The following is a 25,859-nucleotide window of genomic DNA, read 5'->3' as shown; positions in this document are numbered from 1 at the left end:
TATTCTTTTTTACAGGTGAGGATAATTCTCATTTCACCCTCTTCCGTAGTAACAACAATAATTGAGTTTGTGAATGGGATTGGTGAAATACGTATGAGTAACAAAAAAAGGATCCTTAAGAGATCTCTATTAGCATTACTAGTTAGCACTACCATCATTGCGCCTTGCGCTTATGCTTCAACCGTTTCTGTCACACTGCCAGAGCAATCTTTAGCAGATTCACTTAGCGCGATTGCACAACAAGGCCAAGTACACATTTTATTTGATGCCAACGCGGTTAAAAACCTACGTGCTCCAGCATTATCAGGTCAATTTGAAACGCAAACAGCCTTACAAAAGGTGTTAATTGGGAGTGGAATGGAGATTATTCCACAAGGTAATGGCTTTGTTATACGCCCTCTTGCAACAACTAATGCGATTGTTATTCCTGAGGTAAAAGTCACGGGAGTTGGTACTCGTTATCATCCTGCAACTGATGTTGTTTCTGCACCACAATACATTACTGCAGAAGAAATCAAACAACGAAATACAGGTGATGGTAATGTCACTGACTTATTAAAAAGCAATCCTGCGGTTCAATTCTCAAATAACGACAGTACGTCAATGAACCAAGGTGAAATTAAGCCTTCTCGTATTTCCATTCATGGCTCAAGTAGCTACCAAAATGCTTATAAACTTGATGGCGTCAGTTTTAATAATGACTTTGACCCAGCTAACTCAGGTTTAGGTGAAACCAATACACGAATCTCAAGTGATGAACAAGGAATGTACCTTGATAGTCGCTTAATTGACAGTGTCGCCGTCTATGATAACAACATTCCTGTTGAATTTGGTGGGTTTACAGGGGGTACTGTTGAAGTGCAAAGCCGTCGTTGGTCAGGTGAAACACATGCTAATGCCTATTACCGTACAACACGCTCAAGCTGGAATAATATTTTTACCGATCCTAAATTAAATTTTGATACCGCTAATAACGATTTCAGTAATCCTGCTCGTTTCCAAAAGAAATATGATAAACAAAACTTTGGTGGTTGGTTTGAAACCGGCTTAACTGACAATTCTGGTCTTATTTTCTCAGCATCTCGTCGTGAATCAACTATTCCGATGATGATAAGTTCAGAAGGCGGCATTATTCGTCATCCTGATGGAGAATTAGAACAAATCGAACAAACACCACATTATCGTGACCAAACACGCACCTCAGATAACTATTTTATTAAATATTCTTGGGATATCTCAGATAAACAATCCCTTGATTTTTCAAGTAATATTGCACGATATAAAAGTTACCTATTTTCAGGTTCTGTTTATAACTCTGGCTATGATAATGAACATAATGGCCTAAGCTTTACTGCGCTTTATAAACATAAACTCGATTTAGGAACACTTGAATTTACTGCTGGCTATCAAAATTTAGAAGATAAGCGGACTAACGATCAAGATTACTTTGTTACGATTAAAGACTATAGCGATTGGCAAAATCCACAACAAATTAGCAGTGGTGGACAAGGTGATCTTAAGAGTAAACAAGAGACGTATTCTACCAAAACCGTTATGCGTTTTAATCCTGTTGAATGGGGTTTAACATCGCATCAACCTACTGCTGGTTTTGAAATCAGTCGAACTAAAGGCTCTTATATTCGTGACGATACCTATTATAACTACACCTATGCCGGATCGACATGGGATGATCAGTGGATGGGTTCATTACAACAAGCAACCCGTTTTTTAAAAGGCACTCATGATGCCTCTTACACAAATTATGCCGTCTATCTTGATGATAATATTCAATATAAACGCTTAACTCTACGTCCTGGTGTGCGTTTAGATAGAGATGATTTTGTACAAACAAATAATATCTCTCCACGTTTAAGTGCCACTTACGATGTTTGGGGTTCTGGTAACACACTCTTAATCGGTGGTGTAAACCGTTATTACGGTCGTTCAATGCTCACTTATGCGCTTTATGGTGCTCAAAATGCAGGATTACAGCATTGTTACTTTGATTGTGATGATCCTGATGCGATGTGGACTAATCGTACTGACTTTGATGGTGTTGACTCACTCAAAACACCTTACAACGACGAAATTACTTTAGGGCTACAACAAGAGATTGCTTCTACGACGTGGCGTTTGCAATACGTTCATCGAGAAGGCCGTGATGAAGTGCGTAGTGACACCAAATATCCAAATGCACTCACACCAGAAGAACGTGCTATTCGTCACTTTAATAACAATGGTCGTAGTAAACACGATACCTTGACACTTTCTGTTAAAAACAGCCAACCATGGGAATTAGCCAAAGCAGAACATGTTTTTGATGCCTCTATCAGTTGGCAAAAAAGCAAAACAAATACGCCTAAAGACTCTGGCTACGCTAACTATGATCCTAGTGCACAAGGAATGAATTACGACAAAGTATGGTATGACGGAAAAATTATTAATGCTAAAGACTTACCTTCAGGCAACTTTAACTCACCATTAAAAATCACCGCTGAACTCACCAGTGTATGGGATGATTGGGATGTGACTTGGTATAACCGTCTGCAATGGAATGGTTCACGTACACAAGCTGAAAAAGCAAATAATGGTTCACCAAAACCAAGTGAGTACGGTCCACTGTTTGAATATAAAAAACGTAGCTACAGCAGTCGCTTTACGTGGGATACCAAATTAGGTTGGAAGCCTGAATTTGCCTATGGTGTTGGTATTTCTGTTGAAGTAAATAACGTATTGAATACAAAAAATGTCTCTGATTATTTCACTTATCAAGACAAAGATTACAAGTCGTATGAAGCCGGGCGTCAATTCTGGTTACAAGTTAGCTACGACTATTAATAAATTGACGAAGTAAATGTGAGCAACATAGTCAATACACAATAAAAATATGACCAATAAGCAATGAAAACAATAAAACAATTTTTCTATTTAGTTTCACCTTTTTGGGGGCGGCGTGCCGCCCTTTACTGCTGGTTTCTCTTAATTGTCTCTTTGACGCTAACCCTTTCATCCGTTTGGTTTAACGTCAAAATGAATGAGTGGAATGGGGCGTTTTATAACGCTTTACAGCAACTCGATGGACAAGCGCTATATAAGCTCCTCCAGCAATTTGTCATTATTATTGCAGGCTTAATTACTGTCGTTGTTATGGGTGATTATTTACGCCAAAAAATGATTATTCGCTGGCGACAAGGCATGACAGAACAAGTTCTTGAGCGTTGGTTATCAAAAAACAGCAAGCACTACATGCTGAGGTTAACATCTCAAGAACCTGATAATCCTGATCAACGTATTGCTGAAGATATTCGTTTGCTGATTGAATCCACAATGCGCCTTACTGTCACGTTTTTACACTCTTTACTGACACTTATCTCTTTTGCCACCATTTTATGGTCGCTTTCAGGTGCACTCTCATTCACTCTTGGTGGTAGTGAATGGACTGTACCCGGTTATATGTTTTGGGCATGTATTATTTATACCATTATTGGTATTACCATTACGCAACTCATTGGTTCACCGCTACGTAAAATTAACATGGAGAAACAACGTAAAGAGGCAGATTACCGTACTGCGCTTATTACGCGTAAACAACATGGCGATGCAATTGCAGGACAACGCGGTGAAACAAACGATCGTCATGAATTAATGGGTCGCTTTCTTGGTGTTATTCGCAACTGGAATAGTCTTATTCGCTATGAAAGAAATCTTGCTTTTTTCACGGTAGGCTATCAACAAGCAACAGCAATGGCGCCAATTATTTTTGCATTACCTAAATTTCTTGCTGGTGAATTAATGCTAGGCGGATTAATGCAATTACGACAAGCCTTTTCCAGTGTTGCTGGTGCATTAAGCTGGTTTATTTTCTCTTATAAAGAGATAGCTGCATGGCAAGCGACTGTAACTCGTCTTTATAATTTTGTTGTACTTTTAGAGCACGATCACGAACCCCAAATCCGTGATTTAAACGACTCACACTCAAGGCTTAAGGCCAATTTATCGCTCTTTATGCAAGATGAGAGCCTGCTTATTCAAGATATTCATCTGACAATAAAAACCGGTGAATTAACGGTTATTGAAGGAGAATCGGGTTTAGGTAAATCAACGCTATTAAGAGCGCTTAGTGGTCACTGGCCTTATTTTAAAGGCAATATCCAACGTTCACCGAATCTTAGCTGGATACCTCAACGTATGTATCTCCCTTATGCACGTTTAGATAGCTTACTGTCTTACCCTTGTGAACCTAAACAATTTACTCAACAAGAGTATACAAACGCACTACATTTGGTGGGGTTAGATAAAATCAAAAATCAGCTATCACTAGAAACAGACTGGACAACGCGTCTTTCTGGTGGTGAACAACAACGTCTTATCTTTGCTCGCTTATTACTTAATAAACCAGAACTTATCTTATTAGATGAGACAACCTCGGCGCTAGATGAACAAAATGCCGTTAATATGTTACAGCTACTTAAATATCATCTGCCACATACAGGGATTGCATTAGTGACTCATCAACGATTCACGCATGTTATTGCCGATAATGTCATTTCTTTAAAAGCCCCTACAGCGCCCTCCTCTCAATCTGCTGGAGTTACCGAATATGTATCGTAAATTACTGATCCTTTCAGTGAGTCTTTCCCTTGTTGGCTGTGCCGTTGGTACGCCATCACCACAAGATAAAAAACCGCTTTCACAGCGTCCTGATATTCGCCATTTCACATTAGATAATGGTTTAGATGTGTATTTGCTTCATCGCCCACAAACGGGTGTTGAAATGCGTTTATTAGTAAAAAGTGGCTCAGTACAAGAAGACGAAAAACAGCTAGGACTTGCTCATTTTACTGAGCATATGGCATTTAAAGGGACAACAAACTTTCCCGGTACAACGGGTTTCAAAAAATTAGAAAGCCTTGGTATGAAGTTAGGAAGTCATGTTAATGCGGCAACAAGCTTAAATTCAACGACATATAAACTCTCACTACCTAATGCAAACCCAGTACAAATTAAAACAGGTTTAACCATCCTATCAGATTGGGCATTTCATATGACATACGATCCTGTTGAATTTGATAAAGAGCGTCCTGTTATTGTTGAAGAGTGGCGATTACGTCAAGGAATTGGTTTTCGCATTAATCATCAGCTAGAAGAATTACGTTACTACGGTAGCCGCTATCTTGCACGTGATCCTATTGGTGATTTGAATATTGTTAAACATGGTGATGTAAAAGAAGCAAAACGCTATTACGATACATGGTATCAGCCTGAGAGAATGGCATTAATTCTTGTGGGTAATTTTAATCAAGGTGATGCTGTTGCTGATATTAAAACACTATTTAACACGCCAAATAGTGCGAATAAAGGTATTGATGACCCTTCTTGGCATCAGTTTGCTAATCATAAAGACTTACTGATAAAAACCATTTTTGACAAAGAGCAAGGCTCTCGAATTTTACAATTTACACTGCAACGCACGTTGCCAGCGCCACTAAATAGTCACCAAGGCCAATATGAAGATTTAATGGATTCCTTATGGTTATCTATTTTAAATCAGCGCTTCTCAACGATTGTTGATAATGGGCTAGTACCTTCTATCAGTGCTAATACACAAGGTGCATTACTTGATGCTCGTCGCTCTCAACAACTCATGATTGCTCACCCTAAAGGTAATGATTATCAAGGTACTTTGGATATTCTGTTTACTGAGGTTCAACGTTTAGCAACGCAGCAAGTGACACAAGAAGAGTTAGATAATGCACGCAATGCGCTGTTAAAACGTTTAAGCCAACAAGCCGCAGGTGAAGATCGCTATGAACATGATTATTTAGCGAATCAAATCACAACGGCGATTGAATTGAATATGCCAATTCAGACCAAAAAACAGGCGCTGAATTTAAGCTATCAATTAATTAATAAAGTCACACCAGAAACACTAACTCACTATTTCTCAAACTATTTAAAAGACGCTTCACCTCGTGTTGCAATAATAGGCCCTGATAGTGATGCTAGCGTATTTGATAGTGCGAAAGCGACACAGCGTTGGCTAGACATTCGACAATCAAATCCAGGTGCATTCGCCTTAAAAACACAGGCTGTCACCTTAGATATTCAACCTGAAAAAACAGGTTCTATTGTATCAACGCAATCATTACCGATTGAAAAAACGCAAGAATGGACGTTAAGTAACAACATTAATGTGATTATTAAAAACGATAATAATCTCAAGGATAATATACAAGTTTCATTACGCATTCCTGGTGGTTCCTCACTGGAAACTAATGAAAACTTAGGTATGGTGCAATGGGCGCTGAATTTACCAGAAATCAGCGGATATGGTCATTATAATGCACGAGAATTAGCTTTATTTACCAAACAGCACCAAATCAGTTTACGCCCTTATAGTGAGCTATTATTTCACGGTTTTCGTGGTGAAGCCCCCATTGAAGAACTTGATACCTTACTAACATTAATGCATCTCAAAATAACATCACCTCAATTTAATGGCGAAAAATTAGAGCAACAAAAACAATCAATGGCATTGGGCATAGCCAAAACTCCAGTTGAGCGCATTTTCTTAGATAATATCAATAAAGAGAGCTATCAAAATGGTGAACGCTTAGTCATTGATCCACAAGGAGCATGGCGTCAGTTTAGTGCACAACAACTACAGCAAACAAACCAACTTATTTTAGGTCAACCCGCAGATATGACGCTAGTTATCAGTGGACCAATTACACTTAACCAAGTAAAACCAATGGTTGAACGCTGGATTGCTTCTATTCCAGAACGTTCTACACAACGATTATATTGGGCTGATCCTGCTATTAATCCGAAATTATCGTCATTTAGCAAAACCTATCCTATTGCAAGTAGCGATAAGAGCATGGTCAGTATTCAATATGCAGCACCAGCACAATGGTCTCAACAAAATGTCTTAGCACTGAATATTCTCGACACAATTGTGAGCCAACGCTTAAGATTAAATCTTCGTGAGCGAGCTGGTGGTATTTATTCACTCGGTTTTTCTGAAATGTTAACCAAAGTACCAACCAGTTTTTATACTGCGCGTTTAAATTTCACTGCATCACCACAACGTGCTGATGAACTTATTACGCTAGCACGTAATGTAATCACTGAAATAAAACAATCAGGTATTACAGAAAAAGAGCTCAAAGAAGCTAAAAATATTTGGTTTACAGAAAATGGACAAGTACGTGATAGCGCAAGTTATTGGACTGATGCACTCGCGCAAGTTGCAACAGACGATAAACAGTATCAGCGTTTATTAAATGAGCCTACGATAATTAACGCATTAAGCGTCAATGATATTAATCAAGTCGCTCATCAGTGGTTAGGTAATAATGAAAAAGTCTTTAAACTGACACCACCAACACAAAAATAAAAATTTTCTTGGTTAAAAACAAAAAACGCCCAGTTCATACAATGCTGGGCGTTTATTTATCGAGTAAGTCTAGTTAGTAATAGTTAGAAATTAAGTCATTAATCTTTTCTTATTGCAAAACGACCACTACCTAAAAACATCAGCGCTAATCCTGCCAGGAGATAAATACCCGCACTTTCAGCAGCCCAACCCCCTGTTTTAGGATCAAGAGCCCAAAAACTACTTGAATGCACCATCAAAATAGCCACTAACATCGTGATGGCAACAATAAAAGCAGATGCACGCGTAAATAAACCAATGATCAATAAAATAGGGCAAAGCACTTCGCCAATTAACGTACCGTAAGCAATAAAACTTGGTAAATTAATATTAGCTAACATTCCTTGAATACCAGCTAATCCACCGGGTTCCATTTTATGGAGACCATGTAAAAGCATTAAAACACCAATCGTAACACGTAATATTAGCTTACCTAGATCAGGATGGTTAACGAGCTGATTAAACTTATTAATCATAATGTCTCCAAAAGATAAAAGGTGACTATTTCTATAACACATAAAGTCATTATATTGTTGCGATATGCATAGATAATTTATAGTAGAGATACGTATCTGTATAGCGTTTAGATCTCTTTTCTAATCAAAGCTATATAATATTTACTTATTATATTTTCATTTAAAATAACTTAAATGTTAAATTTAACTAAAAAGCTATAGTTATTTAATAAATAAAAATCACATAACTAAATGAGTGTTAAATTTTTAGATAAATTTATTAAACTAAATAAATTAATACACACAAGACAATAACCATAAATTAATATTAGAAATTAAATACCCCTGCTTTTCTTCACTATTCATAATAAAAGTCTAATTTTATCTTTTTGATTAAGATCACAATTTATTAACATAATAACATCTTAATTACTTAGTTATCGTTATGCTTATAGATATCTCATCTGACCAGTTTGAAGAAGGGTATCTGATGGCACACTATCCACATCTTTTTGCACCCCTTGATTTAGGATTTACTGTACTTAAAAACCGTATTCTTATGGGCTCTATGCATACAGGCCTAGAAGAAGATCCTGATGCTCACAAACTTGCACAATTTTATGCAACAAGGGCAGCTGCTGGTGTCTCACTCATTGTTACAGGTGGGATCTCGCCTAACAAAGAAGGGGTATTGTTGCCTCATGCCTCAACGTTAATGACAGAAAATCAATTAGCACCTCATAAAATAGTCACTAGGGCCGTTCATCAACAAGGTGGCAAAATTGCGCTACAAATTTTGCATACAGGGCGTTATAGCTATCAACCTCATTTAGTTGCACCTTCGGCTATTCAATCCCCTATTACCCCCTTTATGCCTCAAGCGATGAGTCATCAGCAAATAGAACAAACTATTAGCGATTATATTCGTTGCGCAGTATTAGCCCAGAAAGCAGGTTATGATGGTGTAGAAATTATGGGGTCTGAAGGCTATCTTATTAATCAATTTCTTGTTAGCCATACTAATCAGCGTAATGATGAATGGGGTGGTAATATTGAAAATCGCTGTCGTTTTGCATTACGTATTTTACAAGAAATTAGAAAAGCAGTAGGTTCACAATTTATTATTATCTATCGTCTCTCAATGCTGGATTTAATTAAAAAAGGGGCTGATGCTTCTGAGGTATTTTATCTTGCTAAAGCTGTAGAACAAGCCGGAGCGAACATGATTAATACTGGAATTGGCTGGCATGAAGCCCGTATTCCAACTATTGCAACAATGGTACCTAGAGGACAATTTTCTTCGATTACTCGTGAATTAATGGGTAAAGTGAATATCCCACTTATCACGTCAAATCGCATCAATACACCACAAGTCGCCGAAACTATTTTAGCAGAAGGCTGTGCTGATATGGTTTCTATGGCACGCCCTTTTTTAGCAGATCCTGAATTTATTATCAAAGCACAAGAAGGACGTGAAGATGAAATCAATACCTGTATTGCCTGTAATCAAGCCTGTCTTGATGAAATTTTTTCAGGCAATATTGCCTCTTGTTTAGTCAATCCTTTTGCCTGTCGAGAAACACAATTACATCTCACTCCAACGACGCAACCTAAAAAATTAGCCGTTGTTGGAGCTGGCCCTGCTGGACTTTCTTTCGCGATTACCGCAGCTAAGCGAGGCCATCACATCACACTTTTTGAAAAAGAAGATGTCATTGGTGGGCAATTAAATATTGCGAGCCAAATTCCTGGTAAGGAAGAGTTTAAAGAAACTTTACGCTATTTTAAACGACAGCTTCAAATAACAGGTGTTATCGTAAAAAATAATACGCAAGTGAATGAAGAACATCTTATAGATTTTGATGAAATAATCTTAGCAAGTGGCGTTGTTCCTCATCTTCCTGATATTGATGGTAGAGAGAGTTCGTTAGTTAAAACCTATCTTGATATTCTTAAATATCACCAACCAACAGGTGACAATGTTGTCATTATTGGTAGTGGTGGCATTGGTTTTGACACCAGCTTATACCTTACACAACATGGTCAATGTAGTAGTTTAAGCCCTTGCGCGTTTAATAAAGAATGGGGAATAGACCCAACACTGACTCACCGTGGTGGTTTGGCACCAAAAGAAGATAGCGCTACAAAAAATGCGGATAAACATATTGTAATGACACAACGTAAAGCTGGAAAAATCGGATCAAACCTAGGAAAAACAACAGGTTGGATACATCGTCTTACATTGCAGAAAAAAGGCGTTCAATTTATCACTGATTGCCAATATCAATCCATTACACCTAAAGGACTTTTAATTGAGCATGAAGGCAAACAAAAACTGATCCCTGCTAATACTATTATTCTATGTACAGGACAACGCGCTTATTTCCCACTATTAGCACCATTAGAAAATTTGAATAAAAAAGTACATTTGATTGGTGGTGCAAAAAATGCCACAGCTTTAGATGCAAAACGAGCTATTCGCCAAGGTACTGAATTAGCTATCGCGATTTAATCAATTAACTACGTGTTTTTAGCGTAATAACAAAATAATAAGGTCGGTACATTATTTTGTACCGACCTTATAAAAACGAGATAATAACGTTAGATTTTATCCATTATTTTTTTCAGTTAATGGGTTATTTGTTAAACGATTATCCTCAGCAATACAGGTTGCCGCAGTAAAGAGAACATCTGTTGAAGAGTTTAACGCGGTTTCAGCAGAATCTTGTAAAACGCCAATCATGACGCCAACAGCCACAACTTGCATCGCGATATCATTACTAATACCAAACATATTACAAGCAAGTGGAATTAATAGCAGTGAGCCACCAGCAACCCCTGATGCACCACAAGCACACACAGCAGCAACAAGACTAAGCAATAATGCAGTAGGAATATCAACAGGCATCCCAAGCGTATTTACCGTTGCAAGAGTCAGGATGGTTATCGTGATTGCAGCCCCACCCATATTAATATTTGCACCTAATGGAATAGATAAAGTGTATGTATCTTCATCTAAGTTCATGCGACGGCACATTGCCATATTCACAGGAATATTAGCGGCAGAGCTACGAGTAAAGAAAGCCGTTACACCACTTTCACGTAAACAGGCAAATACCAAAGGATAAGGATTAGAACGCATTTTCCAAAAAACAATAATTGGATTTACGACTAATGCAACGAAAAGCATACAACCAATTAAAACAAATAAAACGTGTACATATCCGGCTAAAACTTCAAAACCCGTTGTTGCGATAGTGGATGAAACTAAGCCAAAAATACCAAAAGGGGCTAGTCGAATAACACCACGTACTAAATTAGTGACTCCATCAGCAAAATCTTGAATAACAGATTTAGTTGTCTCTTTAGCATGACGAAGTACAAGGCCTAATCCAATAGACCACGCTAATATTCCAATATAGTTACTATTAATCAGCGCATCAACCGGATTCACAACAACATTAACAAGTAGTCCATTGATAACTTGCACAATATTTTCTGGTGGTACTAATTTAGATTCATTAACTGCCAGTGTTAATACAGAAGGAAATAGGAAACTGGCGACAACCGCAGTCAGGGCTGCAAAAAAGGTTGCTAATAAGTAAAGGATTAATATCGGGCGAATACTGGTTTTTTGTCCTTTACGGTGATTGGCGATAGAAGCCATCACCAGTACCCAAACTAAAATAGGTGCTACGGCTTTTAATGCACTTATAAATAAGCTACCAAGTACTCCCATCATTTTGGCAATATCAGGTGCTAGCCAAGCCAGTAAGATCCCTGCAACTAAACCAATAATAATTTGTTTAACGAGACTTCCCTGAAAAAACAGACTGAAGACTCTGGATTGTTGTTTATCCATAGTTATTCCGTTACTTAATAATATTTAAAAAAGGCAATTTGTATGTTTGCTACCATCAGTATAAAGAAATGAATCTCGCTGAAAAGCTTATTATGCAAAATATACAGCATTCACTGCCAAACTTAACAATTAAATAACAAAAAGACATTCATAATAGAATTTTGTTCTTTTTAAGATACCAACACTTGATGAAAGAAATTATTATTATCAGTAAGTTACCAAATTAACTTTTTACTTCCTTTTCTCTTTTAGTCAACTTGATTTATCAATACCTCGTCGCCAACCCCTCTTTTCATTAACATATTCACTAACAATCCGACAGAGAAAATTGTCTATTTTTGATGCAAAAAAAAGATTTAATCTTAAAGATAAAGATGAATAGTTTATTATTATTGAATACAAAAATTCCCTTTTTATATAAACAATAATATTATTTCAATATCACTAAATTATATTTTCTTAATGTTTTTTATTTAAATATCCGTATTCTCAATTTGAAAAAAGATGACATATTTGCTTTTAAGAAATTAAAACACATCAATACATAGCACTACCATGATGATAAGTAAAAATTTTCTATCCTGTTTTTACTGATTTTGTTAGAGTGTTGCTGTTTTAAACAATGAAAAATAAACCCTACAATGTTAAAAACGGGTAAATCGATGACAACACCAATTGATTTTATATTTACCCCCTAATGACTCAGTTTTAGGAAGCCTTTTATATGGAAATCGTAAGAGAGCTGTTCTTGGCGCTTTGGCATCAAGATTACGAAACCCTAGCTAATCCTTCACTACTCTGGATTATCTACATTTTATTATTCACCATACTATTCCTAGAAAACGGAGTATTACCCGCGGCTTTCTTACCAGGAGATAGCTTATTAATTTTAGTGGGTGTGTTGATTGCTAAAGGCACAATGGATTTTCCATTGACCTTACTTATACTCACAGCAGGAGCAAGCCTAGGTTGTTGGCTAGGCTATTTACAAGGACGATGGCTTGGAAATACAAAACTCGTACGTAGTTGGCTATCACATTTACCAGATCATTATCATCAACGTGCTCATGGCCTTTTTCATCGTCATGGTTTAGCAGCACTTCTTATTGGTCGTTTTTTAGCTTTTGTACGGACTTTATTACCAACAATAGCAGGGCTTGCTGGGTTAAAAAATTCACGCTTTCAGCTATTTAATTGGCTAAGTGGCTTATTATGGGTAGGAATATTAACAGGATTAGGTTATTTATTAGGTAATAGCCCCCTGTTTCGTCAATATGAACACCATTTGATGAATATTCTCTTACTACTTCCCGTTTTCTTATTAGTTATTGGTCTTATTGGTAGCCTTGTCGTCGTTTTTAAGAAAAAGAAAAAACAGAGTTAATATTCTTTTTTGATGAATAAAGGTTATAAAATTATTTAAAAAGCCTGTTCAATATGTTGAGCAGGCTTTTTTTACTTCTATTTGCAGTAAATCTTTTATCAAGATACCATTCATACACCTATCTAATTAAGACTTTTCTCTTTTTTTGCAAAATAAGATATTATTTTCTTTTATTTAAGGTAAATTTTAGTCTATTGTTATAGGTATCACTTCATATCTCTTCTCTATAAAGGAGTTATACATGTCAAACCAACGTTCAAACCAAGAACTGCGTACTGAATTAGAATCTCTTGCTGATACGCTAGAAGAATTACTAAACTCCTCTGCTGATAAGTCTAAAGAAGAACTGCAAAGCCTGCGTAGCAAAGCAGAGTCTGCACTAAAAGGCTCTCGTGCAAAACTCAGTGATGCAGGTCGTGAAATTGTTGACAATACCAAAGAAATGGCTGGTAAAGCGGATAACTATGTTCGTGAAAATCCGTGGACTGGTATCGGTATTGGTGCAACTGTCGGCGTTATTCTTGGTGTTCTTCTTGCCAAACGTTAATTCACAATGAATGAATCACAAAGACCACAGGGCCCCGCATCCGGGGTTCTGAACTCTTTTACTCGCATCGGTACTATCATTGTCAACATGGTAGAAACACGTTTACGTTTGATTGCTATCGAGCTAGAAGAAGAGAAAACAACACTAGTTCAGTTGATACTAATGACTGGGATCACGCTTTTATTAACCGCTTTTGGTTTAATGAGCTTGTTGATTCTTGTCTTTTGGGTAATTTCTCCTGAATATCGTATTTACGCTTTAGGAATAACCACGGCGGTACTACTTCTTTGTGCACTCATTGGTGCCATCATGACATTGAAAAAAGCCAAAAATTCGACCTTGTTAGGTGATACACGCCGGCAACTTGAATTAGATAAACGTTTTTTGGAGCAACATCATGATGAAAAAACCAAGTAGAAAAGAAGTTATAGCAAGACGAAAAAGGCTGTTGTTGAGTGAAATTCAACAACAGCGTATCGATTTAGGGTACTGTACCCAAGAGTGGCTAGATGTCACTGAGCCTTATGATAAAGCTTGGCGTATCTTTGTTTCTTTAAAACCATTGATACTTGTAGGTGCAAGTCTTGCCTCTCTTTATAGCATTAAACATCCTAAAAAATTGATGCGTTGGGCGAAACGCGCCATTGGAACCTTTGGTTTAGTGCGTACATTACAAAAATCATTCAAAAAAACCACGCCTTAATCATCAATTTTTTTGTTTAAGAATGTTAATTCTTCTTAATATCTCCTGTTCGATTTTTTCTTTATTGTATATCTCATGCCAAGCGATGGTTATTTACCCTAAAAAAAAGTAAATAACCAAATAAAATATAATGAATTTAAAAATATTTAAGACTTTATTAGGAATAAATGAACATGAAGAATTTTGAAAATATAGCTTTGTTGATCGCGCGTATTTTAATGCCAATTTTATTTATTAGTGCAGGTTATGGGAAAGTGACCTCTTATGCTGATACTCAACAATATATGCAAGCAATGGGAGTTCCTGGGTTCTTATTACCTTTAACCATCTTATTAGAGCTTGGCGGTGGTTTAGCGATATTATTTGGTTTCTTAACTCGTACAACGGCAATCTTTACTAGCGTGTTTACTCTTTTAACTGCATTACTGTTTCACAGTAACTTTGCTGAAGGCATGAACCAATTAATGTTTATGAAAAATATGACTATTGCTGGCGGTTATTTATTACTTGTCATCACAGGTCCTGGTAAATTCAGCTTAGATCGTTTATTAAATAAAAAATGGTAACAGATATTTAAAAAGATCCCTTCGGGGATCTTTTTGTAATAAATAATAATATAAAGATTATCTGATAAAAGTTTCATCACTTTTTATCTGAAGCAAATAATTTAGGAATTTCGCGCAAACACCAGGATTTAGCTTCCCCCATACTGTCTCTACGCCATGCCATAATAATATTATTTTCATGATGATATTCCGGTCCAACAACACGTAAACGACCTTCTTTTAAATCATCTTTGATTAAATCGATAGGCATGGTTGCCACACCTAAACCTGCAATTAAGGCACGACGTTTATCTTCTATCGAACTCACCGTTAAACGTCGTTGCTTATCTAATAAAAGGACGGTTAAAACAGGGCGTTCTCTTGCTGTATCGGCAATGGCAATACCTCGGTATTTTAAACGAGTTTCTTCTGCTAGTGGCTCAGGTTCGCTGTGAATAGGATGATTTGGACTTGCAACATAAACACTTGTTGTACTATACAAAGCTCGCGAATTAATTTCTGATGATGTGCGAAAGTGCATATCAGGTGCAATCACAATATCGCATTTACCGCTTTCTAAACTTTCCCAAGCTCCTGCAAGGACTTCTGTAATTAATGAAAGCTGAGTATTTGACTTTTCAGCAAGCTTCTCAATCAGAGGAAATAATCGAGAAGCTGGAGTTAATGCTTCACATACAATGGTTATATGTGGCTCCCAACCTCTGGCTAATGCCTCAGCATCTGTAGTGAGTTTATCAGCGGCTTCAAGAAGAATGCGCCCTCTTTCAAGTAGCATTCTACCGACATTAGTAAATTTAGTACGGTGACCTGATCTGTCAAAAAGTACAACGTCTAAATCTTCTTCTAATTTTTGCATGGTATAACTGAGTGCTGATGGAACTCTGTTTAGCTCATCGGCAGCTGCTGCAAAACTCCCTCTACGATCAATGGCATCCATTACACGTAGAGATTCCAACGTAATTGCTTTGTCTTTACTCATTACACTCATCTCTATCAAATAATTTGATTATGGACACCAGATTAACTTGCTAACAATATACAGTCCATATCTCTATGATGATAATATTCATTCTATAACAGAAAAGTACCGCTATGATAAAATACAGAACAGCACAACAGTGTGGCAAAGCGGACTATGGCTGGCTACAAGCTCGCTACACATTTTCCTTTGGTCACTACTTTGATCCTCACTTTTTAGACTATGGCACGCTACGAGTCCTTAACCAAGAAGTGCTTGCACCCAACTCTGAGTTTAAAGCAAAAACCTATCCTCATGTTGATGTGGTTAATCTTATTCTTAGAGGAGAAGCAACTTATCTAGATAATATGGGAAGAAGCGAGACTGTAAAAGAAAATGAGTGCTTACTTATTTCGCCCCATAACACCGAAACATACATTGAGAAGAATAGCCATCCTGATATGCCACTGACACGTATTCAGCTTTGGTTGAATGCTTGTCCTCAACAAGAAAGCTTGGCTTCACAAAAATTAACGTTAGATGAAACAGCAAAATGCCAGTTATTAGCATCACCTACAGGACAAAACGGCTCATTAATGTTAAGGCAAAATATTCTGCTTTATCATATAAATTTATCATCAGATGATGAGATTGCGTTGCCTGTTAAAGGGCAAAAAGGCTATTTGCAGTCTATAAAAGGTGGCACTCAGCTACAAACATCAGCGAAAGAAATGGGAAAAATACAATGTGGTGATGGTGCATTTATTCAAGATATCGACACCATAACACTTCGTTGCCAACAGCCTTTTCGTGGCTTATTTATTGATATTATTTCTTAATATCTATCTGTTAATTTCTCATCCGCTAAAAAGAGAAAACCCTCGATACACAATGTGCAACGAGGGTTTTTTATGAGGTGAGTTGACCGTTAAGCCGGGTTCTGTCGTGGACAACCATTCATCTAGGCCAGAACTTGCGCGCTGGCTCCAGCAACCTACCCGGGTTCAATGCGGGCCGCACCATAAGAACCCCTATTTGGTCTTGCTCCGGGTGGAGTTTACCTTGCCACAAACTGTTACCAGCTGTGCGGTGCGCTCTTACCGCACCCTTTCACCCTTACCTGATCCTGTAAACAGGCCATCGGCGGTTTACTCTCTGCTGCACTTGTCGTAGGCTCGCGCCTCCCAGACGTTATCTGGCACCCTGCCCTGTGGAGCCCGGACTTTCCTCCCCTCTATCGTTCTCCTCTAAAGGACAACGATAAAGCAGCGGTTGTCTAGTCAACTCAGGGGGCGGATTATAAGGACTTTCCTCGATAATGTATAGCAAAAGAAGCTAAAAAATCGTATTACTTATCTAGCGGTTTATCATTTTGTTCAATGACATATTTATACAGTGCATTTTTCTTTACATCATAAATTTCTGCAGTGATTACGGCTGCCTTTTTCAAAGGGAGCTCTTTTTGCAAAATAGCGAGTGTGCGTAACACATCAGGCGCAAATTGGTCATCTTGCTTTTTTTGATAACCTTCAACGATGAGAACCATTTCCCCTTTACGGCGATTTTCATCTTCAAGTACCCATTTTAATAATTCACCAACAGGCATACCTTGAATAGTTTCCCACGTTTTTGTGAGTTCTCTCGCTAATACAACATGACGATTTTCACCCCATACTGTTACCATATCCGCTAAACTGTCTAATAATCGATGAGTAGATTCATAAAAAATTAATGTGCGAGATTCTTCTTCTAATGCGCGTAAACAATCTTGACGGCTTTTTGTTTTTGCAGGCAGAAACCCCTCATAACAAAAACGATCAGAAGGAAGGCCAGAAGCGGATAATGCAGTAATAGCTGCACAAGCACCGGGTAATGGCACAACTTTTATATCTTGTTTTCGGCATTGATTGACTAAATGATAGCCAGGATCATTAATTAATGGTGTACCTGCATCAGAGACTAATGCGATACTAAGCCCCTGCTGTAATTTGCTAATTAATTGATCTGCTTTTTGTTGTTCATTATGATCATGTAACGCAAACAGACGTGCGTTAATGGCAAAGTGCTGTAACAGAAGTCCTGTATGACGGGTATCTTCTGCAGCAATTAAATCGACATGAGACAGCACATCAAGTGCCCGTTGGGTAATATCACCCAAATTACCAATAGGTGTGGGTACTATGTACAGTGTGGGTGTCGTTACCGCTGCTCGATTAGGTTGATTCATTGTTTATTCCGAATGACCGATTTAAAATTGAGCATTATCATAAAACATCACTGGGTACAGTATGCTTTCCTCAATTTTTGTGCGTTTTAAAACAGGTTTATCCTATACTGCGATACTTTCTGCCTTGATTATGTCAGGTTGTACCCTTACGGGGCAACAAGAACAACCTCTCACTCCTGCGGCTAAAGCAGAAATAGAGATGAAACAATTTCAGAAAGTGATCGACGATGCTCAGGGACACGCTTCTTTAGATGTGATTAGAGCTTATATTGGCTTAGAGAAACTAATAAAAGATCCCGCATTACATCAAAAAAATATTGATGATACCTGGCTAACACTCACTAAACTGACGCCGGAGCAACGCAATGGTATTGTTATTAAGTCAGATGAAAATATTCTACAAGGTTGGTTAGACTTACTTAATACCTATGAATATAACAAAGATGACGCCACAAAATTATCGCAAGCTGTAAGAGAATGGCAAACCCGTTATCCTCGCAATCCTGCTGCTTTAACGTTGCCATCAACTTTATTACGCCAATCTCAGCCTGCCGTTGGTGCAAATAGCCAAATCGCTTTATTATTACCTTTATCAGGTCAAGCTAAAGTTTTTGGTGAAGCAATTAGACAAGGCTTTTTAGATGCACAAAGTGGATTACCTCAGCCTCAAGCAACAGAAGAAACCTCAGCAATTCAACCACCGTCTTCAAATCAAGATGATAGCCTAAGCTCTATTTTAGAAGAATTAGGAATAACAAATTCATCTACAACAGAAAACAGCGCTGGAAATACGGATAATACTGAACAAAATAGTGTGACAGCTCAAGATACTCAAGCCGTCATGTCTCGTAATACAACACTAAACCTTGATCCTATTGCTCAAAATAGTCGCCAAGTCATTGTGTACGATACAAATAATCAACCAATTGATGTACTGTTAAAAAAAGCACAGCAAGATGGTGCTAACTTAATTGTGGGTCCTTTATTAAAACCAGAAGTACTAAAAACGATTGAGCTACAAAGTACTTTACCTGTGCTTGCTTTAAACGAATTAGATAATTTGCCAACTGCAACGTCTATTTGTTTTTTCTCACTGTCACCAGAAGATGAAACACGTAATGCAGCGCAACATTTACGCCAACAACAAAAAACCACACCTTTACTTATTGTTCCTGATAATAAATTTGGTCAGAGAATGGCGCAAACTTTTGCTGATGAATGGCAACGTACTGGCGGTGGTACTGTTTTAAAACAAAGCTTCGGTTCTCTTGATAGTTTAAAAACAGACATCAATCGTGGTGTTGGTATCCGTATGACAGGCACACCAATTATACCGACCGATAATTCACCAGTAGCTATTGATGCTCAATCTATGCCTGTAGAACCAATCTCATCAAGCACCGTTGATTCTGTCTATATTATTGCAACAAGTGATGAACTAACCTTAATTAAGCCAATGATTGATATGGCTATCAGTACTCAAAAACGTCCACCTATTTATGTAAGCTCACGAAGTAACCAAGGTGGTATAGGTCCTGATTTTCGTATGGAAATGGAAGGTATTCAATTTAGTGATATTCCATTAATGACAGGTGCTAATTTGCCGTTAATGCAAAAAGCCTCTCAACAATTTGCGAACGATTACTCATTAATGCGTCTTTATGCAATGGGAATTGATGCATGGTCATTAGCAAACAATTACAATGATCTCACTAATGGGTCATTACATTTCAATGGTATTTCAGGTTCATTACGTGTTGAGGATAATTGTACTATTTATCGCCAACTTCCTTGGATGCAATTTAAGCAAGGCAAAATAGAGCCTGTTATGCAGTAATAGTATAAAGTCAGGAATACTGAATAATGTATGAGATAGACCGCCTTTTACGGCGGTTTATTGCATAAAAACAACATAAGGAAATCATGGATGATATTTCCTAAAAATCCCTATTTTTTAGGGCTGTACTATGAAAAAAAAGCGTTAAAATATCTGCGTAAGCAAGGATTAGTATTGATTGATACCAATGTCCGATATTCTTGTGGTGAAATTGATCTTATCATGCAAGAAAAAAAGACATGGGTGTTTGTGGAGGTTCGTTTTAGACGCAATGCGTTATTTGGTGATGCAATAAGCTCAGTGACATATCCTAAACGGCGTCGTTTATGGCGAACAGCAAATTACTGGTTAGCTCAGCGCCAAGAAAGCATCGAGACTTCAGACTGCCGATTTGATATTTGTGCATTTAATCAACGCCAGTTAATATGGTTGAAAAACGTTCTCGATTATACGGAATTTATTCGTTAAATTAGATTATATAGGTCTTAATGTGCTTGATAGAATAAAAGTCTGCTTTACAGAAAGTATTCAAACTCAAATTGCCGCTGCAGAAGCGTTACCTGATGCTATTTCAAGAGCAGCCATGATGATGGTTCAATCTTTGCTAAACGGACATAAAATATTAAGCTGTGGAAACGGTAGTTCAGCAGCGACGGCTCAACGATTTGCAGCGAGTATGATAGATCGTTTCGAAACAGAACGCCCAAGCTTGCCTGCGTTGTCATTAAATACAGATAGTGTTGTTATGACAGCAATTATGGGAAATCAGCAACACGATGAAATCTATGCCAAGCAATTAAGGGCATTAGGACAAGCTGGTGATGTCCTCCTTGCGATTTCGACCCATGGGAATACTCGCAGTATCATTAAAGCCGTTGAAGCCGCCGTCACTCGTGATATGACCATAGTTGCACTAACAGGTTATGATGGCGGTGAACTTGCCGGATTACTAGGACCTCAAGATGTTGAAATTAGAATTCCATCTCAACGTACTGTCAGAATACAGGAAGTTCAGATGTTAACTGTCAATTGCCTATGCGATTTAATTGATAATACATTATTCCCACATCAGGATGACTAAGGAGTTACTATGAAATTGCTTCCTATTACAGCAATAATTTGTTTTTCGCTATTATTACAAGGCTGTATTGGCGCTGCTGTTGTTGGTACCGCAGCTGTTGCAGGAAAAACAGCAACAGACCCTCGTTCATTAGGGCAACAAGTTGATGACGGCACATTGGAAGCGCGTGTTTCAGGTGCTTTAAATAAAAATACGCAAATTAAAAATAGTAATTCTCGTATTGTTGCAACCGCTTATCAAGGTAATATATTGTTAACAGGGCAATCACCTGATATGAGCATTGCAGAGCTAGCAAAACAAGTGACAAGTAAAGTAGAAGGTGTGAACAACGTTTATAATGAAATTCGTCAGGGAGAACCTGTCACACTAGGTACAGCGTCGTCTGATACTTGGTTAACAACAAAAGTACGTTCACAAATTTTAGGCAGTGATTCAGTTAAATCATCATCAGTAAAAGTCATTACTGAAAATAGTGAAGTCTTTTTATTTGGTGTATTAACACATCAAGAAGGTGATGCGGTAGCAAAAATTGCAAGTGAAACCAAAGGTGTAGTGAAAGTAACAACTGCATTTACTTATCTTAATTAAACCCTTATTCCAGTATCGGTCATCGTCTATGATGGCCGATACTAATAACCTCTTTTAGCACACTATCAACGTCTTAACATACCTTTATCAACAATAAAATCAATGATTGTTTCTAGCCCAATTTTTTCTTTTAAGTTAGTAAACACATAAGGTTTTACAGGGCGCATTCTCGCGGTATCAGCTTCCATAACCTCTAATGAAGCGCCAACATAAGGTGCAAGGTCAATTTTATTGATGATGAGTAGATCGGAATGAGTAATACCAGGCCCACCTTTACGAGGAATTTTCTCACCTTCTGCAACATCAATAACATAGATAGTTAAATCAGCCAATTCAGGACTAAACGTCGCACTTAAGTTATCGCCACCACTTTCAACAAATACAATATCAAGATTTTTATGGCGAATGGCCAACTCTTCTACTGCGGCTAAATTCATCGAAGCATCTTCACGAATAGCGGTATGAGGGCAGCCTCCTGTTTCCACACCGATAATACGATCAGTATCTAGTGCTTGTGCACGAGTTAAGATCTTGGCATCTTCTTGTGTGTAGATATCATTAGTCACAACCGCAATTTCATAGGTATCGCGCATTGCTTTGCAAAGGACTTCTAACAGCGCTGTTTTTCCTGATCCAACAGGACCGCCAACACCAATGCGGAGTGGTTGATTATATTCTTGCATTTTGAGTTCTCATGAGCGAAAAAGTCGAGTGTATTGTGTTTCATGACGGCTACTTGCGATTATCTGCGCTGGCGTAAAACTACCGATATCATCGACAGGCCAATGTGCTGACAGCTCAACAATCGCAGGAATGTGTTCAGATAATGAAAACAGTATTTTTTGACCTGCACTTTGCCCTAATGGCACTAGCTTTACGCCAGACATTACGGTATTTTCAAGCCAACCCCATGCATAAGCAGCACAAAGCTGTTCAATATCGATATTCCAGCGCTGTGCTGCAAGGGCGAAAGCCATTAGCTGTGTTTGTTTTACACAAGCAAGTAACTCATCATCTAACTCAATCTCGAGTTGAGGTAATAAACGAGCAAATGCAATACCACGCTGGCGCTCTTCTTGTCTTAATTCTTTTGTTTCACGACTAGCGACAATAAAATCACACCAATATTTCACTTGAATTCTATCGTTAAGTGAAAGGCTTTTTTGCAATTGTCTTAAGATAGGAAGTTCGAGCGTTGCTAATGTTCCATCCATTTGAGCACTCAGCCAATCGGCTAAGGTTTCAGGTGAACATACCCAACCTTTTTCAATAGCCCACTCTAGCCCTTGTGAATACGTAAACGCACCAACAGGAAGAGAAGGACTGACTAATTGATATAAGCGTAAAGTCGCTAGCATCGAAAGACTTCCTTACAGTTTATTAATGATGGTGATGGTGATCGTGGTGATGTCCACCGGATTTTCCACCATAAGCACCAGGCTCTGGTTGATATTTTTCTAATCCAACGACAACCTTTGCACCTAAACCTAGCACCATATCGTCAAGAACGTGGTCATGAAAATAACGGCACCAGCCAGCTTCAATCTGTAAAGGGACATGGCGATTACCTAAGTGATAGCACACTCTTGCTAATAGCAACGTATCATCACTATAAACTGTGGAAACTTGCTCTTTAGCGGCCTCAATAACCACCGTATCGCCTTCTTCTGATTGTAAAATATCACCTTCTTTTAATATGGTTCCACGAGGAAGAAAGAGACCGGCTTCTTCACCATCACTTAACGTCACTTTTAAGCGGCTTTTTGTTCTTTCATCCATCGTTAAGCACAGTGTGACTGAAGGTATATCAATGACATTTTCATAATTAAGGATTTGGGTAAATTTTTTCATGCTCTATTCTCAGTAATTCGCTAATTAAAATAAGAAATAGCGTTGTGCCATTGGCAGTTCAGTTGCTGGCTCACAAACCAACGGAATACCATCGGCTTTTACAATGTATGTTTGAGGATCAAGCTCTATTTTAGGCACGTAATTATTGTGGATCATCGAGGCTTTAGTCACGTTTCTACATCCTTCAACACGCCCAATCACACTTTTTAAACCGAGTTTTTCAGGTACTCCTGCATCAATACCTGCTTTCGACATAAATATCATCGAAGTGCTATATTTTGCTTTTCCTAAACAACCATACATCGGACGATAATGAACAGGTTGTGGTGTTGGAATAGCGGCATTGATATCGCCCATTGGAGCATAAGCGACCATTCCACCTTTCATAATCAGTGCCGGTTTAATACCAAAGAAAGCAGGATCCCATAATACAAGATCAGCAAATTTACCTTTTTCTATTGAACCTACTTCATGGGCAATACCGTGTGCTAATGCTGGATTGATGGTGTATTTCGCTACATAGCGCTTAATTCGGTTATTATCATTATCAGGTGTGTCACCCTCTAAAATGCCGCGCTGTAATTTCATTTTATGAGCGCATTGCCAAGTGCGTAGGATAACTTCACCCACACGCCCCATCGCTTGAGAGTCAGATGACATCACCGAAATAGCACCCATATCATGCAAAATATCTTCAGCTGCAATGGTTTCACGACGAATACGAGATTCAGCAAAGGCGACATCTTCAGGAATTGAGGGATCAAGATGATGACACACCATCAGCATATCGAGATGTTCATCAACTGTATTAATCGTATAAGGCATTGTTGGATTAGTTGAAGCAGGCAGAATGTTAGGTTCACCTACAGATTTGATAACGTCGGGTGCATGTCCACCGCCAGCACCTTCAGTATGAAATACGTGAATGACTCGACCCGCTATTGCCTTTACGGTTTCTTCATAAAATCCACCTTCATTTAAGGTGTCAGAATGGATAGCCACTTGTACATCCATTTCATCAGCAACAGTTAAACAGTTATCAATGGCTTGAGGTGTTGCACCCCAGTCTTCGTGAATTTTCAAGCCAACGGCACCCGCTTTAACTTGTTCGCGAATGGCTTCTGGTTTGCTAACACAGCCTTTACCAAATAAGCCGATATTGATAGGTAGCTCGTCTGCCGCTTCTAACATGCGGTACATATTCCAAATACCAGGGGTGACGGTTGTTGCATTCGTTCCTGCAACAGGGCCAGTACCACCACCAATAAAGGTGGTAATACCTGAGACTAAGCCTTCTTCAGCTTGTTGGGGACAGATAAAGTGAATGTGTGAATCAATACCACCTGCGGTGACAATTTTGCCTTCGCCAGCAACAACTTCTGTACCAGGACCAATAACAATATCGATATTAGGTTGCACATCTGGATTACCTGCTTTACCAATACCAACAATGCGACCGTCTTTAATACCAACATCTGCTTTTACAATACCCCAGCTATCTAAAATGATAGCGTTCGTAATAAGGACATCAACACACTCTGCGCTAACGACTTGGCTTTGCCCCATTCCATCACGAATAACTTTACCACCACCAAATTTCACTTCTTCGCCATAAGTTGTAAAGTCTTTTTCAATTTCAAGAAAAAGCTCGGTATCCGCTAAACGTAGCCTATCACCTGTTGTTGGACCAAACATATCTGCATATGCTTGACGTGATATTGTTTTCATTTTTTCCCTTCCTGTAATTTGCCCATAACTTTGCCATGAAAGCCGTAAATCTCACGTTTTCCTGCAAAAGTGACTAACTCTACAGTACGGCTTTGGCCTGGTTCAAAGCGAACAGCCATACCCGCTGGGATATTTAAACGAAAGCCCAAGGTACCTTCTCGTTCAAATTTTAAAGCATCATTAACTTCATAAAAGTGATAGTGAGAGCCAACTTGGACAGGTCTATCGCCATGATTAGCAACTTGTATTGTTTTTGTCTCACGGCCTGCATTAAGTTCAATATCACCTAATGCTTGATTTACTTTAATTTCGCCAGGGATCATAAATTCACCTATACAATAGGATCATGGATAGAAACCAATTTTGTGCCATCAGGGAATGTGCACTCAACCTGAATATCTTTTATCATTTCAGGTATTCCCTCCATTACTTGTTCTGCGGTGAGAATAGTACGACCTTCACTCATAAGTTGAGCAACGGTTTTGCCTTCACGAGCACCTTCCATAATGGCACAACTGATTAATGCAACAGCTTCTGGATAATTCAGCTTAAGCCCTTTATTAAGACGTCTTTCAGCAACAAGCCCCGCAGTAAAAAGCAGTAGTTTGTCTTTCTCTCTTGGTGTTAATTCCAT

At 38.2% G+C, this 25,859-nt stretch carries 24 protein-coding genes and 1 other RNA gene; 14 read left to right on the top strand and 11 right to left on the bottom strand.

Annotated features, from left to right (window positions below; genetic code table 11):
• Positions 1-87 precede the first annotated feature (87 nt).
• The 3 genes from M983_RS11225 (at position 88) to M983_RS11215 (ending at position 7,399) form a co-directional block, all read left to right on the top strand.
• Positions 88-2,838 carry a TonB-dependent receptor gene (locus M983_RS11225; protein WP_066750557.1) on the top strand — a complete coding sequence of 917 codons (2,751 nt, stop codon included), beginning with the start codon at positions 88-90 and terminating at the stop codon, positions 2,836-2,838.
• Between the two features lie 63 nt (positions 2,839-2,901).
• On the top strand, positions 2,902-4,611 hold the full coding sequence (locus M983_RS11220) for an ABC transporter ATP-binding protein/permease (protein ID WP_066750475.1): 1,710 nt from the start codon (positions 2,902-2,904) through the stop codon (positions 4,609-4,611).
• A complete protein-coding gene (locus M983_RS11215) occupies positions 4,601-7,399 on the top strand; it encodes a M16 family metallopeptidase (RefSeq protein WP_066750473.1) in 2,799 nt (932 codons plus the stop codon). Before M983_RS11220 ends, M983_RS11215 begins: the two co-directional genes overlap by 11 nt.
• A gap of 98 nt (positions 7,400-7,497) precedes the next feature.
• On the opposite strand, the gene M983_RS11210 is transcribed toward M983_RS11215, so the two are convergent.
• Positions 7,498-7,914 (bottom strand): DoxX family protein, encoded by a 417-nt coding sequence (locus M983_RS11210; protein ID WP_066750471.1) that lies wholly within the window; start codon positions 7,912-7,914, stop codon positions 7,498-7,500.
• Positions 7,915-8,383: 469 nt separating this feature from the next.
• Here M983_RS11210 and M983_RS11205 point away from each other — a divergent pair, with 469 nt between their 5' ends.
• A complete protein-coding gene (locus tag M983_RS11205; protein WP_066750469.1) occupies positions 8,384-10,405 on the top strand; it encodes an oxidoreductase in 2,022 nt (673 codons plus the stop codon).
• Positions 10,406-10,501: 96 nt separating this feature from the next.
• On the opposite strand, the gene sstT is transcribed toward M983_RS11205, so the two are convergent.
• Entirely contained in the window at positions 10,502-11,755 is a 1,254-nt protein-coding gene (gene sstT / locus M983_RS11200) for a serine/threonine transporter SstT (RefSeq protein ID WP_066750466.1), read from the bottom strand.
• A gap of 724 nt (positions 11,756-12,479) precedes the next feature.
• On the opposite strand from sstT, the gene M983_RS11195 reads away from it, so the two are divergent.
• From M983_RS11195 to M983_RS11175, 5 genes are all read left to right on the top strand, one after another.
• Positions 12,480-13,139: a DedA family protein gene (locus M983_RS11195; RefSeq protein ID WP_066750464.1), complete on the top strand. Its 660-nt coding sequence runs from the start codon at positions 12,480-12,482 to the stop codon at positions 13,137-13,139.
• Positions 13,140-13,380: 241 nt separating this feature from the next.
• The gene (locus M983_RS11190; RefSeq protein ID WP_066750461.1) at positions 13,381-13,686 is read left to right on the top strand and encodes an ElaB/YgaM/YqjD family protein; all 306 of its coding nucleotides are present in this window, start codon (positions 13,381-13,383) and stop codon (positions 13,684-13,686) included.
• Positions 13,687-13,692: 6 nt separating this feature from the next.
• The gene (locus tag M983_RS11185) at positions 13,693-14,103 is read left to right on the top strand and encodes a phage holin family protein (RefSeq protein ID WP_066750458.1); all 411 of its coding nucleotides are present in this window, start codon (positions 13,693-13,695) and stop codon (positions 14,101-14,103) included.
• Entirely contained in the window at positions 14,084-14,389 is a 306-nt protein-coding gene (locus tag M983_RS11180; protein WP_066750456.1) for a YqjK-like family protein, read from the top strand. Before M983_RS11185 ends, M983_RS11180 begins: the two co-directional genes overlap by 20 nt.
• A 173-nt stretch (positions 14,390-14,562) precedes the next feature.
• Positions 14,563-14,955, top strand: coding sequence for a DoxX family protein (locus tag M983_RS11175; protein ID WP_066750453.1), 393 nt, complete (start codon positions 14,563-14,565; stop codon positions 14,953-14,955).
• 76 nt (positions 14,956-15,031) lie between these two features.
• On the opposite strand, the gene M983_RS11170 is transcribed toward M983_RS11175, so the two are convergent.
• Positions 15,032-15,934, bottom strand: a complete 903-nt coding sequence (locus M983_RS11170) for a LysR family transcriptional regulator (RefSeq protein ID WP_066750450.1) — start codon at positions 15,932-15,934, stop codon at positions 15,032-15,034.
• 113 nt (positions 15,935-16,047) lie between these two features.
• On the opposite strand from M983_RS11170, the gene M983_RS11165 reads away from it, so the two are divergent.
• Entirely contained in the window at positions 16,048-16,752 is a 705-nt protein-coding gene (locus M983_RS11165) for a pirin family protein (RefSeq protein ID WP_066750441.1), read from the top strand.
• A gap of 74 nt (positions 16,753-16,826) precedes the next feature.
• On the opposite strand, the gene rnpB is transcribed toward M983_RS11165, so the two are convergent.
• Both rnpB and rsmI read right to left on the bottom strand, forming a co-directional pair.
• Positions 16,827-17,201, bottom strand: an RNA gene (rnpB, locus tag M983_RS11160) — RNase P RNA component class A.
• 60 nt (positions 17,202-17,261) lie between these two features.
• Positions 17,262-18,140, bottom strand: coding sequence for a 16S rRNA (cytidine(1402)-2'-O)-methyltransferase (rsmI, locus tag M983_RS11155; RefSeq protein ID WP_066750438.1), 879 nt, complete (start codon positions 18,138-18,140; stop codon positions 17,262-17,264).
• A gap of 61 nt (positions 18,141-18,201) precedes the next feature.
• Between rsmI and M983_RS11150 the strand changes: the two genes are divergently transcribed.
• The 4 genes from M983_RS11150 (at position 18,202) to dolP (ending at position 21,646) form a co-directional block, all read left to right on the top strand.
• Positions 18,202-19,977: a penicillin-binding protein activator gene (locus tag M983_RS11150; protein WP_066750436.1), complete on the top strand. Its 1,776-nt coding sequence runs from the start codon at positions 18,202-18,204 to the stop codon at positions 19,975-19,977.
• Positions 19,978-20,067: 90 nt separating this feature from the next.
• The gene (locus M983_RS11145; protein WP_066750434.1) at positions 20,068-20,445 is read left to right on the top strand and encodes a YraN family protein; all 378 of its coding nucleotides are present in this window, start codon (positions 20,068-20,070) and stop codon (positions 20,443-20,445) included.
• Positions 20,446-20,467: 22 nt separating this feature from the next.
• Complete coding sequence (diaA, locus tag M983_RS11140; RefSeq protein ID WP_066750431.1) at positions 20,468-21,058, top strand: DnaA initiator-associating protein DiaA; 591 nt, start codon at positions 20,468-20,470, stop codon at positions 21,056-21,058.
• 9 nt (positions 21,059-21,067) lie between these two features.
• Positions 21,068-21,646: a division/outer membrane stress-associated lipid-binding lipoprotein gene (gene dolP, locus M983_RS11135; RefSeq protein WP_066750428.1), complete on the top strand. Its 579-nt coding sequence runs from the start codon at positions 21,068-21,070 to the stop codon at positions 21,644-21,646.
• A 65-nt stretch (positions 21,647-21,711) separates the two neighbouring features.
• Here dolP and ureG read toward each other — a convergent pair whose 3' ends face one another.
• The 6 genes from ureG to M983_RS11105 are packed head-to-tail and all read right to left on the bottom strand — an operon-like array spanning position 21,712 to position 25,859.
• Positions 21,712-22,329, bottom strand: coding sequence for an urease accessory protein UreG (ureG, locus tag M983_RS11130; RefSeq protein ID WP_066750418.1), 618 nt, complete (start codon positions 22,327-22,329; stop codon positions 21,712-21,714).
• A 9-nt stretch (positions 22,330-22,338) separates the two neighbouring features.
• The gene (locus M983_RS11125; RefSeq protein ID WP_066750416.1) at positions 22,339-23,004 is read right to left on the bottom strand and encodes an urease accessory protein UreF; all 666 of its coding nucleotides are present in this window, start codon (positions 23,002-23,004) and stop codon (positions 22,339-22,341) included.
• A gap of 22 nt (positions 23,005-23,026) precedes the next feature.
• Positions 23,027-23,497 (bottom strand): urease accessory protein UreE, encoded by a 471-nt coding sequence (ureE, locus tag M983_RS11120; protein ID WP_066750414.1) that lies wholly within the window; start codon positions 23,495-23,497, stop codon positions 23,027-23,029.
• Positions 23,498-23,521: 24 nt separating this feature from the next.
• On the bottom strand, positions 23,522-25,225 hold the full coding sequence (gene ureC / locus M983_RS11115; protein WP_066750412.1) for an urease subunit alpha: 1,704 nt from the start codon (positions 25,223-25,225) through the stop codon (positions 23,522-23,524).
• Positions 25,222-25,548 carry an urease subunit beta gene (locus tag M983_RS11110; RefSeq protein ID WP_066750405.1) on the bottom strand — a complete coding sequence of 109 codons (327 nt, stop codon included), beginning with the start codon at positions 25,546-25,548 and terminating at the stop codon, positions 25,222-25,224. Before M983_RS11110 ends, ureC begins: the two co-directional genes overlap by 4 nt.
• Before the next feature lie 8 nt (positions 25,549-25,556).
• Positions 25,557-25,859 (bottom strand): urease subunit gamma, encoded by a 303-nt coding sequence (locus M983_RS11105; protein WP_066750403.1) that lies wholly within the window; start codon positions 25,857-25,859, stop codon positions 25,557-25,559.

It is taken from the genome of Proteus myxofaciens ATCC 19692 (assembly GCF_001654855.1).
In the GTDB taxonomy this organism is placed as follows: Bacteria; Pseudomonadota; Gammaproteobacteria; order Enterobacterales; family Enterobacteriaceae; genus Proteus; species Proteus myxofaciens.
The sequence above is the reverse complement of the archived record's forward strand: the minus strand, read 5'-3'. Positions and strand labels throughout refer to the sequence as shown.